This is a genomic window from Variovorax sp. Root411, assembly GCF_001425205.1.
GTDB lineage: Bacteria > Pseudomonadota > Gammaproteobacteria > Burkholderiales > Burkholderiaceae_C > Variovorax.
Genome location: NZ_LMDW01000018.1, coordinates 155,372 through 172,030 on the forward strand (window position 1 = coordinate 155,372; position 16,659 = coordinate 172,030).

The window sequence follows — 16,659 nt, forward strand, 5'->3', positions numbered from 1 at the left end:
CACGCCCAAAGGGGTGGAGAACATCAGGAAGGCGATCATCGAGACCGCACCTCACATGGAGGTCAGCGCGGTGCGCTCCAGTGCGACCGATCAGGACACGGCGGCCGAATATGAAATCGAGACGTTGACCAACGGCGAGGTGCCGGAAGATACCCCTTGGCCTGGCGGTTCATACATCTTCCCAAAGGGCGAGGATGGGGGGGCCTTGTCCTATATCAAGTTCAACGTCCCAATGGACTCGGTCACGGACGAAGAGGGTGTGTTGCAGTACGAGGACTTCCTGCGCTTCGTATGCCGCAACCTACCGGTGCGTGGCGGCTACGGTGGCCTCTCGCCCGTTCTTCCATACAGCTTCCATCGCTTCATGCCGCAAGAATACGCGCTGGCGGAACGCTTCAGCGGACTGGAGATCGACAGCTATGCCTTCTCGCAAGGGTTGCAATACGTCACTCGTTCCTATGAGGGCGAGTCTTTTCAAAAGCTTCGCGCCCACTATGGCTATCTCAAGCCTAGCGCCAAAATAGAGAGCTACGGCTTTATCAAGAGCGTCAACTGGTACACCCTGCTTGGCGACGTGTTCGTTGATCGCCTGGGTGGCGAAGCAGCGGTGCGATCAGCGCTGAATCGCGAGGACATCGGTATCGAGCGCATCGGCCAGTGTGTGTTGATCCGGGCTGGCCAGTTTCCGCGCCTGGGCGCGCCGGAAGAGGGCCTGCCTGAGCCCTATGTGTTCGTCAATGACGTGCTGCGCGTGCTGCGCAATCCGATGCCCGATTCGCTGCACACCTACATGCCCGACATTCCGCATGCAGACAAGAAGGCGACTCGTCACTGGCAAGCGCGCTTCGATTTGCCGGGTGCGCCACCGATCCCATCCCCGCCAGAGGTGGTGCCGCAGTCAAGCTCAAACGGCTGGTGGTTCACCCTGGCACTGTCCAACAGCCTGCGCCACTTCAAGACTGGCGAAATCATGCCGGTGATCAAGGGCAGTACCTTTGGTGGCACCTATTGGCAACGTATGAGCGACAAAGAGGCCGCCAAGCGATGAGTCCGCGACAACCTGTCCGTCATCGAAAAATTGACCTAGGTCAAGAAACGCGAAAATGGCGTTTGCCCTCGTCTAGGGTAAACCCTAAAATTCAGGGTAATCCCTTCAGTCTTTCAGTTTCAATCCTTTGGAGCCCTCAATGAGCCACACCACCCTGAATTCCAGCGCCCTGCGCGCTCCCGCTTCCTCGTCCACCGCCAACGATGCGCTGCGCGACCTGATCGCCGCAATGCCCATCGTGATCTTCTACAAGGCCGCACGCGCCGCGCTGCAGCAGCGTTCGACGGCTGTGCGCCGTTGAGCTTTCACACCGAAGCGATCCTCCCCGAAGAGCGCGCGCGAGTTACTCGCCGCGCTCTTTGTCTTTGGGGCTCTCGAACGGAACGATCTGCGCGATCAGCGACGGTCCGTCGCTCAGCAGGAAGTCCTTGAAGGCTTGCGCCACCGGCGGCAGGCGCTTGCTGCGACGGTGCACCACGTACCAGTTGAGCATCAGCGGAAAGCCCTCGACGTCGAGCACGCAGAGGCTGCCGGCTCGCATCTCCTGGCTCACCGTGTGGGCCGACACGAAGCTAACGCCCATGCCCGCGATCACGGCCTGCTTGATGGTCTCGGTGCTGCGGATCTCCATGGCGATGTTGATGCCGCTGAGGTCGCCGCCGAAGCCGTCTTCCATCGAATGCCAGGTGTCCGATGCTTTCTCGCGCACCACGAAGGGCTCGCGCATCAGGCGCTGCAGCGGAATCCTCTTCGCGCCCACCAGCGGATGGCCCGGCGCCGCGACGATCACATAGGGGTGCGGAGCGAACGGCTGGTTGACGGTGTCGAGATCGGTCGGCGGGCGCACCATGATCGCGAGGTCGGTGAGGTTCTCGGCGATGTGGGTCAAAAGCTCCGCACGGTTGTGCACCGTGAAGTTCAGCGTCACGCCCTGGTGGCGGCTCGCGAACTCGACCAGCAGGCGCGGAAAGAAGTAGTCGCCGGCGCTGATCACGCCCACGTTGAGCTTGCCGCCCGAGACGCCCTTGAACTGCATCATCGCGTTCTCGGCCGCCTCGAACTGCTGGATGATCGCGCGGCTGATCTGCAGCAGCTCGGTGCCCGCAGGCGTCAGGTAGATCTTCTTGCCGAACTGCTCGAAGAGCGCATTGCCCGCATGTTCCTCGAGCTTGCGCACCTGCGTGGAGACGGCGGGCTGCGTGAGGTGGAGCTCCTCGGCCGCGCGCGAAAAACTCAGCAGCCGCGCCACGGCTTCGAAGACCTTCAACTGGCGCAGGGTCGCGTGCTTCATCGGGAGAGAACGGTGGCTCAGCCGGGTATTCGCGCGACGTGCAGCAGGTTCGTCGTGCCCGATTGACCGAAGGGCAGGCCCGCCACCACCACCACGTCGTCGCCCGCCTTCGCAAAACCTTCGGCACGCGCCGTGCGACAGGCACACTCGATCATTTCGGCCACGTAATGCACGTCGTCGACGAGCACCGCATGCACGCCCCAGACCATCGCCATGCGGCGTGCCGCGGCAACGTCGGGCGTGAGGCTCAGGATGGGCACGGCCGGGCGCTCGCGCGCAGCGCGCAGGCTGGTGAAGCCCGAGGAGGTGTACGTCACGGTGGCGGCCGGCGCGAGCAGCGCGGCCACCTGGCGCAGCGAGGCGCAGACCGCATCGGCCGTGGTCGACAGCGCCGCATCGTGCGTGGCGTCGATGCCCGCACGGTACGAGGGATCGGCTTCGACGCGCGCGATGATGCGGTCCATCATCGCGACCGCTTCGAGCGGATACCTGCCCGAGGCCGATTCGGCCGAGAGCATCACCGCATCGACGCCGTCGTAGATGGCGGTCGCAACATCGGACACCTCGGCGCGCGTGGGCACCGGCGATGCGATCATCGATTCGAGCATCTGCGTCGCCACCACCACCGGCTTGCCGCCCTTGCGGCAGGCGCGCACGATCAATCGCTGCAGCTCCGGCACCTGCTCGGGCGGCAGCTCCACGCCGAGATCGCCGCGCGCCACCATCAGGCCGTCGCACAACGCGACGATGGCGTCCAGATGCTCGATGGCCGCGGGCTTCTCGAGCTTGGCCATGATCCAGGCGCGCGTGCCGATGATGGCGCGCGCCTCCTCGATATCCTCGGGCCGCTGCACGAACGAGAGCGCGACCCAGTCGACGCCCATCGACAGGCCGAAGTCGAGGTCGTCGCGGTCCTTCGGCGTCAGCGGCGAGATCGGCAGCAGCACGCTGGGCACGTTGACGCCCTTGCGGTCCGAGATCGGCCCGCCGACCAGCACCGTGGTCTCGGCGAAGTCGGCGCCATGGTTGTCCACGCGCAGCCGCAGCTTGCCGTCGTCGAGCAGCAGCTCGGTGCCGTCCTGCAGCGCGGCGAAGATTTCCGGATGCGGCAGCGGCGCGCGGCGTGCGCTGCCGCTGGCCTTGCTGTCCATGTCGAGCCGGAAGCGCGCGCCCGCATCGAGCTGCGCGCGGCCGCCTTCGAAAGTGCCCAGCCGCAGCTTCGGCCCCTGCAGGTCCAGCAGGATGCCGATGGGCCGGCCGAATTCCTTTTCGAGGCGGCGGATGGTCTCCAGCCGCCGCGCATGGTCGTGCTGCGTGCCGTGGCTGAAGTTGAGCCGGAACACGTCCACGCCGCGCTCGAACAGCGCGCGGATGGCCGGCTCGTCGGTGGTGGCCGGGCCGAGCGTGGCGACGATCTTGGCGCTGCGTGTGCGTCTCATGGCGTCATGCCATTTCGTGGAGCTTGACGCGGCCGCGCTGGTCTTCCATCGTGCGCGCGAGCAGCTTGACCAGGCTGTAGACCGTGTCGATGTGCGGCGTCGATGTCTCGGTGAGCCGCGCCAGCTCGACCACCGCGCCCACCAATGCATCGATCTCGGGTGCACGCCCTGCTTCGACGTCCTGCAGCATCGAGGTCTTGTGCTTGCCGACTTTTTCGGCGCCCGCGATGCGCTTCTCCAGCGTCACGCGGAACTCGATGCCGAGCTTGTGCGCGACGGCCTGCGCCTCGCGCATCATCGCGGCGGCGAGATCGCGCGAGGGCGGGTACTGGCAGATGTCGACCAGCGTCGAGTGCGAGAGGCTGCTGATCGGGTTGAAGGTCAGGTTGCCCCAGAGCTTGAGCCAGATCTCGGCGCGGATGTTGTCGAGCACGGGCGCCTTGAAGCCGGCGCCGGTGAAGCAGGCCGCAACGCGATTCACGCGCTCGCTGGCCGAGCCGTCGAGCTCGCCGACCGGGAAGCGGTCGCCTTCGATGTGCTTCACCACGCCGGGCGCGATCAGCTCCGAGGCCGGGTAGACCACGCAGCCGATCACGCGCTCTGCAGGGATCTTCGCGGCCACGAGCCCCGAGGGATCGACGCTGCGCACCGGCGTGCCTGCCAGCACACCGCCATGTTGGTGGAAGTACCAGTACGGAATGCCGTTCTGCATCGTCACGACCACCGTGTCTGGCCCGAACAGCTTGGGCACGTCGTTCGCCACCGCCTCGACCTGGTGGGCCTTCATGGCGAGCACGACGATGTCCTGCGGACCCGCCTCGTCGTAGCGGTCGGTGGCCTTGACGTTGCGCGCCACCTGTTCCTCGCCTTCGGCCGAGACCAGCTTGATGCCGTTCCTGCCGATGGCTTCGAGGTTGGCGCCGCGCACGATGAACGTGACGTCCTCGCCGGCCAGCGCGAGCCTCGCGCCGACCAGTCCGCCGATGGCGCCCGCGCCGATGATTGCAATCTTCATGTCGATCCCCAAGAGTTGAATTTCTTGCGCGGCCGCTTCGGCATGCGCGTTGTCAGCCGAAGCGGTTGCCGAGTTTTCCGATGCCGCCGATCTCGATCTCGACGAGGCTGCCGGGCTTCATGGAGCCGACGCCGACCGAGGTGCCGCAGAGGATCACGTCGCCGCGGTGCAGCGTCATGTCCTGCGAGATCAGGCTGACCAGTTGCTGCACCGAGAAGCGCATGTCGCTGATCGGATAGTTCTGCCGCACCTCGCCGTTGAGCAGCGTGGTCACGGTGAGTGTTGCGGCGTCGAGGCCGGTGGCCACGACCGGGCCCATCGGGCAGAAGGTGTCGAAGCCCTTGGCGCGCACCCACTGCGCGAACGAGGCGTCGCGGTTCAGGATGTCGGCCACGGTCACGTCGTTGGCGCAGGTGTAGCCGAACACGTGGTCGAGCGCATCGGCTTCGGAGACGGCGGTGGCGGTCTTGCCGATCACGATGCCGAGTTCGCCCTCGAACACCACCTTGCCGTCGCACAGCGGCTTGCGGATCGGCGCGCCGGGCGCGAGGTAGGAGTTGGGTGTCTTCAGCAGATACAGCGGCTCCGCCGGCACCGGCAGGCCCAGCTTGGCGCCGAGCGCATGGAAGTTGTTCCACAGCGCGATCACCTTGGTCGGCTCGGTGGGCGTGAGCAGTTGCAGCCCGGCCAGCGCGAACACGCGGCCCGTGGGCTCGGAGCTGCCGAACATGTCGCCCTGGCGCTCGTGCACCGCATCGCCTTCGAGCGTGCCGAAGCCGATGCCGCCGGCGTGTTCGAAGCGGACCCATTTCTTCTGTTCTTGCTGCATGTTGTTATGTGCTTTCTGGATGGATGAGGATTCGGGCCGGCCGTCAGTCAATCAATCAATCAATCAGTCGAACGGCAGGTAGTCGGGAATCACGAGCGAGGCCAGCAGCTTCCCCATCTCCGCCGGATTGCGCGTGACGTGGATGCCGCATTCCTTCATGACCGCGAGCTTTTCCTGCGCGGTGCCGCGGCCGCCGGAAACGATGGCGCCCGCATGGCCCATGCGCTTGCCGGGCGGCGCACTGGCGCCAGCGATGAAGCCGACGACGGGCTTGCGCATGTGGTCGCGGATCCAGTACGCGCATTGCTCTTCGGCATCGCCGCCGATCTCGCCGACCATGATCACGGCGTCGGTGCGCGGGTCGTCGTTGAACATCCGCAGCACGTCGATGTGCCGCAGCCCGCCGACCGGATCGCCGCCGATGCCGACCACGGTCGACTGCCCGATGCCGAAGCTCGCGAGTTGGCTCGCGGCCTCGTAGGTGAGCGTGCCCGATCGCGAGACCACGCCGATGCGCCCGCGCTGGTGGATGTGGCCGGGCATGATGCCGATCTTGATTTCGCCTGGCGTGATGAGGCCGGGGCAGTTGGGGCCGAGCAGCAGCGTCTTGCGGCCCTGCATGCGGTGGCGTGTGCGGATCATGTCGCGCATCGGAATGCCTTCGGTGATGCAGATGACGAGGTCGAGCTCGGCATCTACGGCTTCGTCGATGGCCGCGGCGGCGAAAGGTGGTGGCACGTAGATCACGGATACGGTGGCGCCGGTGCGGGCCTTGGCCTCTTTCACGGTGCCGAAGATGGGAATTCCGGCCAGCGACTCGCCTGCCTTCAGCGGGTTCACGCCTGCGACGAAGCAGTGCCGGCCGTTGCCGTATTCGAGGCACTGGGCGGTGTGGAAGCTGCCGGTCTTGCCTGTGATGCCCTGCGTGATGACGCGGGTGTGCTTGTTGATCAGGATGGACATGTCATTTGCTCCATGCCTGTGTTCTTGTTTCGGGGTGCGTGCGCAGGGCGTCGGGTAACTCCCTCCGCGAATGTCCCCCGCTTCGCTCCTCCTTTATTTCGCTGCGTGAGTCACCCGACGCCCTGCGCACGAGGGACTGCTCTGATCGATCACGTCGATGGTGGGCTTCTTTTCGCGAAATAAAGGAGAAGGCCGCAGGCCGGGGGACATTCGAGAAAAGAAGCACGCCGTCGGCGGGATCGCGCCCTGAAGAACAACGCACACCGCATCGAACCGAAGAACGGGGTTTCATTGCTAGCGCTCCCAGTTCCGAGCCGCCCCGATGGCCCGCTGCGCCGCCTCGGCCATGTCGTCGGTGTTGATGATCGACAGGCCCGATTGCGCGAGGATGGTCCGGCCCAGGTCCTCGTTGGTGCCCTTCATGCGCACGATCAGCGGCACGGTGAGCCCGGTTTCGCGCGCCGCGGCGACCACGCCGTGTGCAATGACGTCGCACTTCATGATGCCGCCGAAGATGTTGACGAGCACGGCCTTGAGCTTCGGGTTGCGCAGCATCAGCTTGAAGGCTTCGGTCACCTTCTCGGCCGTCGCGCCGCCGCCGACGTCGAGGAAGTTGGCGGGCGAACCGCCGTAGAGCTTGATCGCGTCCATCGTCGCCATCGCAAGGCCGGCGCCGTTGACGAGGCAGCCGATGTCGCCGTCGAGCGCGATGTACGAGAGGTCGAACTTCGAGGCTTCGACCTCCACCGGGTCTTCCTCGTCGAGGTCGCGCATCGCGGCGATCCTGGGCTGGCGGAACAGGGCGTTGGCGTCGAAGTCGAACTTCGCGTCGAGCGCGATCACGCGGCCGTCGCGGGTCAGCACCAGCGGATTGATCTCGGCCTTCGACGCGTCGCTCGCATCGAAGGCCTGGTAGAGGTTCTGCATGAACACGCGCGCCTGCACCACCGAACGCTCGTCGATGCCGATGCGGCGCGCGATGCCGTCGGCCTCGGCGATGCGCAGCCCGGCGTCGGGGTCGATGGGGAGCTTGTGGATCTTCCCGGGCGTGCGCGCCGCCACTTCCTCGATGTCAATGCCGCCTTCGCTCGAAGCCATCAGCACCACGCGCTGCGAATTGCGGTCGACCACGAAGCCGAGATACAGCTCCTTGTCGATCTCCACGCTCTCCTCGACCAGCAACTGCTTCACCACGCGGCCTTCGGGGCCGGTCTGGTGGGTCTTCAGCGTCATGCCGAGCATCTGGTCCGCGTGCCGCCGCACTTCGGCGACGGACCATGCGGGCTTCACGCCGCCGCCCTTGCCCCGGCCGCCCGCATGGATCTGCGCCTTGACCACCCAGGCCCGGCCACCGAGCCGGGTGGCGGCGTCCGCCGCCTCGTCGGGCGAGCGGCAGACGAATCCACGGGGCGTTGCCACGCCGTATTGGCGCAGGACGTCTTTACCCTGGTATTCGTGGATGTTCATGGCCGGGATCGACTGCTGGATTGAATTTATTTATTTCAGGCGCCGAGCTCGACGCCGTGGCTTTCAGCCCAATTGAAATAGCTCGAGGAGGCCATTTCCCGTTTCCTGTGGATTTCCTTCTTCTGCTCGATGACCACCGCCAGGAATTCGGCGTCGTACGCCCTCAGGAGGTGCGGCTGATGGGTCTTCAGGTAATGGCCGATGCGCTCGTTGGCGTCCTGGCCCAGACCCATCAGTCGGTCGTAGGTTTCGCCGTCCCAGTGCCAGCGCAGGCCCAATTCGAAAAATGCTGCGTTATAGGCGTTGCGCTCGATTTCATCGCGCCAGAATTGAATGGGTGAATGGTTTTCCATGACCTTCTCCTTGAATTGATGCCGGGCTCGGCGGATTCAAATGTAGGGCCGGAGATGAATAAATAAAAATTAAACTAATTTATAGAAATCATTCATCAGGAGTTATGAATAAGAGGCCCGAAATTCACGCGCCCAAGGGCTTTCCGCGCCACCCGCAGGCAGCGCTTTCACAACTCAGGATGGCGGGCCTGCGCCGCGCCTCAGATCACGCGTTCGGCCCGCAGGGTCGCCAGGTCGTCCGCGCCGTAGCCGAGCTGCCGCAGCACTTCCTCGGTGTGTTCTCCGAGCAGCGGCGAGCGCGTCACCACCGTCGGGCTGTCGGACATCTTGATGGGGTTGCCCACCGTCAGGTACTTGCCGCGCACCGGGTGGTCGACCTCGACGATGGTGCCGGTCTTGCGCAGCGACTCGTCCTCTGCGATCTCCTTCATCGAGAGGATCGGCCCGCAGGGAATGTCGTACTCGTTGAGGATCTCCATGGCCTCGAACTTGTCCTTGGTCATGGTCCACTTTTCGATGCGCGCGAAGATCGGCTTCAGGTGCAGCAGGCGCGCGGCCGGCGTGGCATAGGCCTCGTCGTCGATCCAGCCTTCTTCGCCGATCACCTTGCACACGGCAGGCCACACCGCCGCCTGCGTGATGAAGTAGATGTAGGCGTTGGGGTCGGTCTCCCAGCCCTTGCACTTGAGGATCGAGCCCGGCTGGCCGCCGCCCGAGGCATTGCCCGCGCGCGGCACGGCGTCGCCGAACTTGCCGTCGGGGTACTGCGGGTATTCGTGCATGGTGCCGGTGCGCTCCAGCCGCTGCTGGTCGCGCATCTTCACGCGGCAGAGGTTGAGCACGGCGTCCTGCATCGGCGCGAGCACCTGCTGGCCGCGCCCGGAAGAGTTGCGCTGGAACAGCGCGGCAAGAATGCCGAGCGCCAGGTGCAGGCCGGTGCCGCTGTCGCCGATCTGCGCGCCGGTCACCAGTGGCGGGCCGTCCTCGAAGCCGGTGGTCGAGGCCGCGCCGCCGGCGCACTGGGCCACGTTTTCATAGACCTTGCAGTGCTCGTATTTGCCGGGCCCGAAGCCCTTGACCGAAGCGACGATCATGCGCGGGTTGATCTTCTGGATGTGGGCCCAGGTGATGCCCATGCGGTCGAGCGCGCCGGGCGCGAAGTTCTCGACCAGCACGTCGCAAGTCTTGATCAGGCTGTCGAGAACCTCCTTGCCCTTGGGGTTCTTGGTGTCCAACGTGATCGAGCGCTTGTTGTGGTTCAGCATCGTGAAGTACAAGCTGTCCGCGCCGGGAATGTCGCGCAGCTGGCCGCGCGTGGCGTCGCCTTCGCCTGCACGCTCGACCTTGATCACGTCGGCGCCGAACCACGCCAGCAGCTGGGTGCAGGTGGGGCCCGACTGCACGTGGGTGAAGTCGAGGATCCGAACGCCTTCGAGTGCCTTGCTCATTGACTGTCTCCTTCTTTGACCATCGCGGCTTCGACTTCTACCAGACGGGCGCGCAACTTGCGCTCCTCGGCAAAGCGGATGGATTCATCCCGCACGATGGCGACGATGCCCGTGACCTCGCGATCGGCGGAGAACAGCATCGACACCGTGAAGGCGATCGACAGCGTGTGCCCGTCCTTGTGCAGCGCCGGCACGCGCAGCAGGTCGGCGCCGTACTTGGTGATGCCGGTGTCCATCGTCTTGTGATAGCCGTCCCAGTGCCGCTGGCGTTGGCGCTGGGGAATGATCAGGTCGAGCGACTGGCCGAGCGCCTCGGCCTCGGTGAAACCGAAGATGCGTTCGGCGGCGCGGTTCCACAAAGTGATCGCGCCCACCGCATCGCACACCATGATGGCATCGCCGGCGCCTTCGACGAGCTGCTTGAAATCAATGTTCGCTTGCATGTTTACTCCGGCGCTTCATTTCGATCCAGACCTTTGCGCTAGTGAGCCAACTAGACGGCTTTTGATTCTTTCAGGTTGTCGATCTGCTGCCTGGTGTAGCCCAGTTCCTCCAGCACCTGCTCGGTGTGCTCGCCCAGCAAGGGAGAGGCGGTGACTTCGGGCTTGAGGTCCGAGAACTTGATCGGGCTGCCGATGGTCCAGTAGCTGCCGCGCTCCTTGTGCGCAACCTCGACGATCGATCCGCTCTTGCGCAGCGACTCGTCGTGCAGCAGTTCCTTCATCGACAGCACCGGGGCGCAAGGAATGTCGTGCTTGCGGAAGATGTCCACTGCCTCGAACTTGGTCTTGTCCTTGATGAAGTCCTCGATGGTGGCGAAGATCTGGTCGATGTGCGGCTGGCGCGCCTTGGGCGTCATGTAGTCGGGGTCGGTCTTCCATTCGGGCTTGCCCAGCGCCTCGCAGATCGGCTCCCAGGCGTGGCCCTGCACCGTGAAGTAGATGTAGGCGTTGGGGTCGGTCTGCCAGCCCTTGCACTTCAGGATCCAGCCGGGCTGGCCACCACCGCCGGCATTGCCGCCGCGAGGCACCACCTTGTCGGCGAAGGCTTCCATCTCGTGCGGGTACTGCGGGTATTCCTCGAGGTAGCCCACGCTGTCCAGGCGCTGCTGGTCGCGCATCTTCACGCGGCACAGGTTGAGCACGGCATCCTGCATCGAGCAGGCCACCTTCTGGCCCTTGCCGGTCTGCTGGCGGCCGATGATGGCGGTCAGGATGCCGATGGCCAGGTGCATGCCGGTGTTGGAGTCGCCCAGTGCGGCCGCCGAAATCGTGGGGGCGGAGTTTTCGCCTTTCCACCAGCCGGTGGTGGAGGCGGAGCCGCCGGCGCACTGCGCCACGTTCTCGTACACCTTCAGGTCCTCGTAGTGGTGGCCTTCGCTGAAGCCCTTGACCGACGCGACGATCATCTTGGGATTCAGCTCCTGGAGGCGTTCCCAGGTGAAGCCCATGCGGTCCAGCGCGCCGGGGCCGAAGTTTTCCACCAGCACGTCGGATTCGCGGATCAGCTTTTCCAGCACGATCTTGCCCTCGGGCTTCTTCGTGTCCAGCGTGATCGAGCGCTTGTTGCTGTTGAGCATGGTGAAGTACAGGGCGTCGACGTTCGGGATGTCGCGCAACTGGCTGCGGGTGACGTCGCCGGCACCCGGGCGCTCGACCTTGATCACGTCGGCACCGAACCAGGCCAGCATCTGCGTGCAGGCGGGACCGGCTTGCACGTGCGTGAAGTCGATGATCTTGATGCCGTTGAGGGGCTTGATGCTGCTCATTTGGGGTATCTCCTTGGATGGAATTGAGTTACTTCTTCTTCGCCGTGCTGGGGTTCAGGCTCGTGATGCGCCCGCTTTCCGTGCCCGCGGTTTCGTCGATGACGGCGTTGATCAGGGTCGGGCGGCCCGAGGCGACGGCCTCGGCCAAGGCCTTCTGCAACTCGTCGGCGGTGGTGGCATGCACGCCGACGCCGCCGAAGGCTTCCATCAGCTTGTCGTAGCGCGCGTTCTTCACGAACACGGTGGGCGCCACGTCGGCGGTGCCGCTGGGGTTCACGTCGGTGCCGCGGTAGACGCCGTTGTTGTTGAAGACCACGACGCACACCGGCAGGTTGTAGCGGCAGATGGTTTCCACCTCCATGCCGCTGAAGCCGAAGGCGCTGTCGCCCTCGATGGCGATCACCGGCTTGCCCGTGACCACGGCCGCGGCCACGGAGAAGCCCATGCCGATGCCCATGATTCCCCAGGTGCCAACGTCGAGGCGCTTGCGCGGCTCGTACATGTCGACGATGCTGCGCGCGAAGTCCAGCGTGTTGGCGCCTTCGTTGACGACGATGGCATCCGGCCGCGCCTTCACCTGGTCGCGGATCACGCTGAGCGCGCTCTGGAAGTTCATCGGCGAGGGCCGGGCAGCCAGCGTGACGGCCATCTTCGAGAGGTTCTTGTCCTTGCGCTCGGCGATGGCGCCGGTCCACTCGGCCGGGGGCTTGGCCCACTTGGCATCGATGCCGGCCAGCAGCGCGGCCACGCAGGAGCCGATGTCGCCGATCACCGGCGCCTCGATGGCCACGTTGCTGTCGATCTCGGTCGGCGCGATGTCGATCTGGATGAACTTCTTGGCGCCCTTGTCCTGCGCCCAGGTCTTGCCCTTGCCGTGCGAGAGCAGCCAGTTGAGGCGCGCGCCGACCAGCAGCACGACGTCGGCCTCTTGCAGCACATAGGAACGCGCGGCCGCTGCCGATTGCACATGGGTGTCGGGCAGCAGGCCCTTGGCCATCGACATCGGCAGGTAGGGAATACCCGTCTTCTCGACCAGCGCGCGGATGTCGGCATCGGCCTGCGCGTAGGCAGCGCCCTTGCCGAGCAGGATCAACGGCCGCTTGGCGCCCTTGAGCAGGTCGAGCGCGCGCTTCACGGCGTCGGGCGCGGGGATCTGGCGCGGTGCGGGGTCGATCACCTTGATGAGCGACTTCTTGCCGGCTGCGGCGTCCATGGTCTGCGCGAACAGCTTGGCCGGCAGGTCGAGGTACACGCCGCCCGGGCGGCCGGACAGCGCCGAGCGGATGGCGCGCGCAATGCCCACGCCGATATCTTCAGCGTGCAGCACGCGGAAGGCCGCCTTGCACAGCGGCTTGGCGATGGCGAGCTGGTCCATTTCCTCGTAGTCGCCCTGCTGCAGGTCGACGATCTCGCGCTCGCTGGAGCCGCTGATGAGGATCATCGGGAAGCAGTTGGTGGTGGCGTTGGCCAGCGCGGTCAGGCCGTTGAGGAAGCCGGGAGCCGACACCGTAAGGCAGATGCCGGGCTTCTGCGTGAGGAAGCCGGCGGCGGCAGCGGCGTTGCCGGCATGCTGCTCGTGGCGGAACGAGATGACGCGCAGGCCTTCGGCCTGGGCCATGCGCGTGAGGTCGGTGATCGGGATGCCGGGCAGGCCGAAGATGGTGTCGATGTCGTTGAGCTTGAGCGCATCGATGACCAGGTGGAAGCCGTCGATGGTCTCGGCCGCCGGCGCGTTGTCTTCCGCCGTGCCGCCCTTGAGGGCGCGGACTACAGTGGGCTTGAGGGCATCGTCCAGCGTGGTGGCTGCCTCTTTCTCTGTTCTGACTGAAGACATGTCTCTCCTTCTGCATGGTGAATGGCCAAGGCCCGAGCCGCGACTATGATTCGGGCCCAAGCTTTCGGCCGTTGACCTCGGTCAACTTTCCCGAAAACGGCGCCGCCCCCGATGAACGGCGACGGCAGCGAAATCGAGCAAGACGGTGACCATGACGTTGTTGGAAAACCATCCGGAGAAGAACATCATTCGTGCCCAGCTCCGGCAGAACATCCTGCTCAAGGACCTGAGCGAAGCCGACCGCGCCGAACTGGAAGCCCATCTCGTGATCGTGGACGGCAACAAGGGCGAGTTCCTGCTGCACCAGGGGGTGCGCGAGATGGAGCAGTACTTCATCCTCGACGGCATCCTCAAGCGGGTGGTGAGCAACCCGGAGGGCAAGGAAATGATCCTGCGCTTCGCCGACGAGAACGACATGGAGACGAGCTACGCCGCGCTGCGGCTGGGCACGCCGACGCCCTACGGCATCGTGTGCGTGACGAAGGCGCGGGTCGCGAGCCTGCCGCTGAAGGAATGGATCGCCTTCCTGAACAAGCATCAACAGACGAAGGAACTGTTCGAGTTCCTGGTGATGCGCGGCATGAGCGAGATCATGGCGCACACGATCACGCTGCATCTTCTGGACGCTGCCGGGCGTGTGCATCGGTTCATGCGCAAGCACCCGGAGCTGGAGGACCGGATTCCCAGCAAGGAGCTGGCTTCGTATCTCAATCTCTCGGCGGAAACCCTTAGTCGGCTTCGCAAGCGCGGGAAAATTTAGCTTCCCTTGGGCGTTCGGGGGCGCTTTTGTTCAGGGCGCGTGCCCAGGCCACCGGGTACTCCCCTCCGCGAATGTCCCCCGCTTCGCTCCTCCTTTATTTCGCTGCGGGGAGCACCCGGTGCCCTGTGCACTGCGGGGGCCTTTTTCGCGAAATAAAGGAGGAGCGAAGCGGGGGACATTCGCGAAAAAGGTCACCGCGTCGGCGGGATCGCGCCCCGAACCACCGGAGTCAATGCGATCACAGGCAAGTTGCTGGTCAGTCCACCGGCCGCTCGACCGCGAACTCCTCGGGCTTCTTCGGCTTCTTGATCACAGCCAGCGCCTTCGAGATCAGCGGCCAGAACAGCAGCACCAGCGCCAGCGTCGTGATGCCGCCGACCAGCGGGTTCGAGAACATCACCATCACGTCGCCCTGCGAGACCAGCATGGCCTGGCGGAACGAGTCCTCGGCCTTGTCGCCGAGCACCAGCGCAAGCACCAGCGGCGCCAATGGAAAGTCGAGCTTCTTGAAGAGATAGCCCACCACGCCGAAGCCGAGCATGAACCAGATGTCGAGCATCGCGTTGTGCACGGTGTAGGCACCGATGGCGCAGATCACGATGATCACCGGCGCGATGATCGAGAACGGAATGCGCAGGATCGATGCGAACAGCGGCACGGTGCTGAGCACCACGATCAGGCCGACGATGTTGCCGAGGTACATGCTGGCGATCAGGCCCCAGACGAAGTCCTTCTGCTCGACGAACAGCAGCGGCCCGGGCTGCAGGCCCCAGATCAGCAGGCCGCCGAGCAGCACCGCGGCGGTCGGCGAACCGGGAATGCCGAGCGCCAGCATCGGCAGCAGCGCGCTCGTGCCGGCCGCGTGTGCGGCGGTCTCGGGCGCAACCACGCCTTCCACCTCGCCGGTGCCGAACCTGGCGCCCTTCTTCGACATCTTCTTCGCGAGCCCGTAGCTCATGAACGAGGCCGGCGTTGCGCCGCCGGGCGTGATGCCCATCCAGATGCCGATCAGCGAACTGCGGATCGATGTCATCCAGTACGTGGGCAGCTGCTTCCAGGTCTGCCACACGACCTTGGGATCGAGCTTCGCGCTCTTGCCCGAGAACTTCAGGCCCTCTTCCATCGACAGCAGGATCTCGCCGATGCCGAACAGGCCGATCACCGCAATCAGGAAGTCGAATCCGCGCATCAGCTCGGGCTGGCCGAAGGTCAGGCGCAGCTGGCCGGTGACGGTGTCCATGCCCACGCTCGCGAGCGCGAAGCCCAGCGCCATCGACGCCAGGATCTTGAAAGGCGAACCCTTGCCCATGCCGACGAAGCTGCAGAAGGTCAGCAAATAGACCGCGAAGAACTCGGGCGAGCCGAACTTGAGCGCGAACTTGGCGACCAGCGGCGCAAGGAAGGTGATCATCACCACCGCAAGAAAGGCGCCCACGAACGACGAGGTGAAGGCTGTCGTCAGCGCCGCGCCGGCGTGTCCGTTCTGCGCCATCGGATAGCCGTCGAAGGTGGTGGCCACCGACCACGGCTCGCCCGGTATGTTGAACAGGATCGAGGTGATGGCACCGCCGAACAGCGCACCCCAGTAGATGCACGACAGCATGATGATCGCCGAGGTCGGCGACATCGTGAAGGTGAGCGGCAGCAGGATCGCCACGCCGTTGGCGCCGCCCAGCCCGGGCAGCACGCCGATCAACACGCCGAGGATGATGCCGACGAACATCAGGCCGATGTTCATCGGCGTGAGGATCACCGAGAAGCCCTGCATGAGGGCGCCGATTTCTTCCATTTCGCTTGTGCTCCGTGAACGGGTTCAGTAGCCGAGGAACCGAAGCGGATCGAGCGCGCCCTTGAACAGCGGCACCTTGAACCAGACTTCGAACATGAAGAAGAACAGCGTGTTGACGGCCAGCGCGGCAAGCACGCTCTTGGTCCATGCGTACTTGCCGAGCACCACCATGAACAGCGCGATGTAGACCGCCGACGCCACGTAGATGCCGAGAACGGAGATCGCCAACACGTAGACCGTGGCCGGCACCAGCACCGACAACACGCGCTTGAGTTGCACCGAGTCGACAAAGACCGCGGTGTTGCGGTTCTTGCCGAGCAACGACTGGTAGAGGATGCCGGCGCCGGAGATTGTGATGATCACGCCGATGAAGAACGGAAAGTAGCCCGCACCGGGGCCGTCGCTGGTCCAGCCCGCGCCGAGCTTGCGCGCCTCGAAGACCACCACCAGGCCGATCACCAGCAGCAGCAATGCCACCGCTGCTTCGACCAGGTGCGTGGAGATGCCCGGACGCGCCGGGCCCTCGGATGTTTCGTCGTGCTCCATGGAGCCCCCATCGTGGTTGTGTGAGAGAGAGAAGGGAGGGACGCGGACGCGGCGCGCCCGCGGTCCGCCGGGCCGCCGGCATCCGGCGGCAGCGCGCAGTTGGCGCGGC

The 16,659-nt window shown here is 65.0% G+C and carries 16 protein-coding genes; 3 read left to right on the top strand and 13 right to left on the bottom strand.

Annotated features, from left to right (window positions below):
• Nucleotides 1–1,048, top strand: a 1,048-nt coding sequence (locus ASC92_RS22620) for a type VI immunity family protein (RefSeq protein WP_235505956.1), incomplete at its 5' end; no start/stop codon positions are given.
• A gap of 139 nt (nt 1,049–1,187) precedes the next feature.
• On the top strand, nt 1,188–1,349 hold the full coding sequence (locus ASC92_RS29115; RefSeq protein ID WP_200936020.1) for a hypothetical protein: 162 nt from the start codon (nt 1,188–1,190) through the stop codon (nt 1,347–1,349).
• Nucleotides 1,350–1,391: 42 nt separating this feature from the next.
• Here the strand turns inward: ASC92_RS29115 and ASC92_RS22625 are convergent, their stop codons facing one another.
• The 11 genes from ASC92_RS22625 to oxc all read right to left on the bottom strand — a co-directional run bounded on the left by ASC92_RS22625 (nt 1,392) and on the right by oxc (nt 13,455).
• Entirely contained in the window at nt 1,392–2,339 is a 948-nt protein-coding gene (locus ASC92_RS22625; protein ID WP_056520251.1) for a LysR family transcriptional regulator, read from the bottom strand.
• A 17-nt stretch (nt 2,340–2,356) separates the two neighbouring features.
• Entirely contained in the window at nt 2,357–3,778 is a 1,422-nt protein-coding gene (gene pyk / locus ASC92_RS22630) for a pyruvate kinase (protein WP_056520253.1), read from the bottom strand.
• 4 nt (nt 3,779–3,782) lie between these two features.
• On the bottom strand, nt 3,783–4,793 hold the full coding sequence (locus ASC92_RS22635; RefSeq protein WP_056520389.1) for a 2-dehydropantoate 2-reductase: 1,011 nt from the start codon (nt 4,791–4,793) through the stop codon (nt 3,783–3,785).
• A gap of 52 nt (nt 4,794–4,845) precedes the next feature.
• Nucleotides 4,846–5,622, bottom strand: a complete 777-nt coding sequence (locus ASC92_RS22640) for a fumarylacetoacetate hydrolase family protein (protein WP_056520256.1) — start codon at nt 5,620–5,622, stop codon at nt 4,846–4,848.
• A gap of 63 nt (nt 5,623–5,685) precedes the next feature.
• Nucleotides 5,686–6,585 carry a succinate--CoA ligase subunit alpha gene (gene sucD, locus ASC92_RS22645; protein WP_056520258.1) on the bottom strand — a complete coding sequence of 300 codons (900 nt, stop codon included), beginning with the start codon at nt 6,583–6,585 and terminating at the stop codon, nt 5,686–5,688.
• A 294-nt stretch (nt 6,586–6,879) separates the two neighbouring features.
• Nucleotides 6,880–8,052, bottom strand: coding sequence for an ADP-forming succinate--CoA ligase subunit beta (sucC, locus tag ASC92_RS22650; protein ID WP_056520261.1), 1,173 nt, complete (start codon nt 8,050–8,052; stop codon nt 6,880–6,882).
• A 35-nt stretch (nt 8,053–8,087) separates the two neighbouring features.
• Nucleotides 8,088–8,405, bottom strand: coding sequence for a hypothetical protein (locus ASC92_RS22655; protein WP_056520263.1), 318 nt, complete (start codon nt 8,403–8,405; stop codon nt 8,088–8,090).
• Nucleotides 8,406–8,605: 200 nt separating this feature from the next.
• Complete coding sequence (gene frc / locus ASC92_RS22660; RefSeq protein ID WP_056520265.1) at nt 8,606–9,853, bottom strand: formyl-CoA transferase; 1,248 nt, start codon at nt 9,851–9,853, stop codon at nt 8,606–8,608.
• Nucleotides 9,850–10,296, bottom strand: a complete 447-nt coding sequence (locus ASC92_RS22665; protein ID WP_056520267.1) for a PAS domain-containing protein — start codon at nt 10,294–10,296, stop codon at nt 9,850–9,852. The genes frc (ASC92_RS22660) and ASC92_RS22665 overlap by 4 nt, the downstream gene beginning before the upstream one ends.
• A 50-nt stretch (nt 10,297–10,346) precedes the next feature.
• Nucleotides 10,347–11,621 (bottom strand): formyl-CoA transferase, encoded by a 1,275-nt coding sequence (gene frc, locus ASC92_RS22670; protein ID WP_056520271.1) that lies wholly within the window; start codon nt 11,619–11,621, stop codon nt 10,347–10,349.
• Nucleotides 11,622–11,649: 28 nt separating this feature from the next.
• On the bottom strand, nt 11,650–13,455 hold the full coding sequence (gene oxc / locus ASC92_RS22675) for an oxalyl-CoA decarboxylase (RefSeq protein ID WP_056520273.1): 1,806 nt from the start codon (nt 13,453–13,455) through the stop codon (nt 11,650–11,652).
• Nucleotides 13,456–13,606: 151 nt separating this feature from the next.
• On the opposite strand from oxc, the gene ASC92_RS22680 reads away from it, so the two are divergent.
• Entirely contained in the window at nt 13,607–14,215 is a 609-nt protein-coding gene (locus tag ASC92_RS22680; RefSeq protein WP_056520275.1) for a Crp/Fnr family transcriptional regulator, read from the top strand.
• A 256-nt stretch (nt 14,216–14,471) separates the two neighbouring features.
• Here the strand turns inward: ASC92_RS22680 and ASC92_RS22685 are convergent, their stop codons facing one another.
• Together ASC92_RS22685 and ASC92_RS22690 are read right to left on the bottom strand one after the other, a co-directional pair.
• Nucleotides 14,472–16,004, bottom strand: a complete 1,533-nt coding sequence (locus tag ASC92_RS22685; RefSeq protein WP_056520278.1) for a tripartite tricarboxylate transporter permease — start codon at nt 16,002–16,004, stop codon at nt 14,472–14,474.
• A gap of 24 nt (nt 16,005–16,028) precedes the next feature.
• Complete coding sequence (locus ASC92_RS22690; protein WP_056520280.1) at nt 16,029–16,550, bottom strand: tripartite tricarboxylate transporter TctB family protein; 522 nt, start codon at nt 16,548–16,550, stop codon at nt 16,029–16,031.
• Nucleotides 16,551–16,659: the final 109 nt, after the last annotated feature.

Coding starts and splice junctions, on each gene's coding strand:
- oxc (WP_056520273.1), bottom strand. CDS start 13,455: ATGTCTTCAGTCAGAACAGAGAAAGAGGCAGCCACCACGCTGGACGAT.
- pyk (WP_056520253.1), bottom strand. CDS start 3,778: ATGAGACGCACACGCAGCGCCAAGATCGTCGCCACGCTCGGCCCGGCC.
- ASC92_RS22655 (WP_056520263.1), bottom strand. CDS start 8,405: ATGGAAAACCATTCACCCATTCAATTCTGGCGCGATGAAATCGAGCGC.
- sucC (WP_056520261.1), bottom strand. CDS start 8,052: ATGAACATCCACGAATACCAGGGTAAAGACGTCCTGCGCCAATACGGC.
- ASC92_RS22635 (WP_056520389.1), bottom strand. CDS start 4,793: ATGAAGATTGCAATCATCGGCGCGGGCGCCATCGGCGGACTGGTCGGC.
- ASC92_RS22680 (WP_056520275.1), top strand. CDS start 13,607: ATGACGTTGTTGGAAAACCATCCGGAGAAGAACATCATTCGTGCCCAG.
- ASC92_RS22640 (WP_056520256.1), bottom strand. CDS start 5,622: ATGCAGCAAGAACAGAAGAAATGGGTCCGCTTCGAACACGCCGGCGGC.
- ASC92_RS22625 (WP_056520251.1), bottom strand. CDS start 2,339: ATGAAGCACGCGACCCTGCGCCAGTTGAAGGTCTTCGAAGCCGTGGCG.
- ASC92_RS22665 (WP_056520267.1), bottom strand. CDS start 10,296: ATGCAAGCGAACATTGATTTCAAGCAGCTCGTCGAAGGCGCCGGCGAT.
- frc (WP_056520271.1), bottom strand. CDS start 11,621: ATGAGCAGCATCAAGCCCCTCAACGGCATCAAGATCATCGACTTCACG.
- frc (WP_056520265.1), bottom strand. CDS start 9,853: ATGAGCAAGGCACTCGAAGGCGTTCGGATCCTCGACTTCACCCACGTG.
- ASC92_RS22685 (WP_056520278.1), bottom strand. CDS start 16,004: ATGGAAGAAATCGGCGCCCTCATGCAGGGCTTCTCGGTGATCCTCACG.
- ASC92_RS22690 (WP_056520280.1), bottom strand. CDS start 16,550: ATGGAGCACGACGAAACATCCGAGGGCCCGGCGCGTCCGGGCATCTCC.
- ASC92_RS29115 (WP_200936020.1), top strand. CDS start 1,188: ATGAGCCACACCACCCTGAATTCCAGCGCCCTGCGCGCTCCCGCTTCC.
- sucD (WP_056520258.1), bottom strand. CDS start 6,585: ATGTCCATCCTGATCAACAAGCACACCCGCGTCATCACGCAGGGCATC.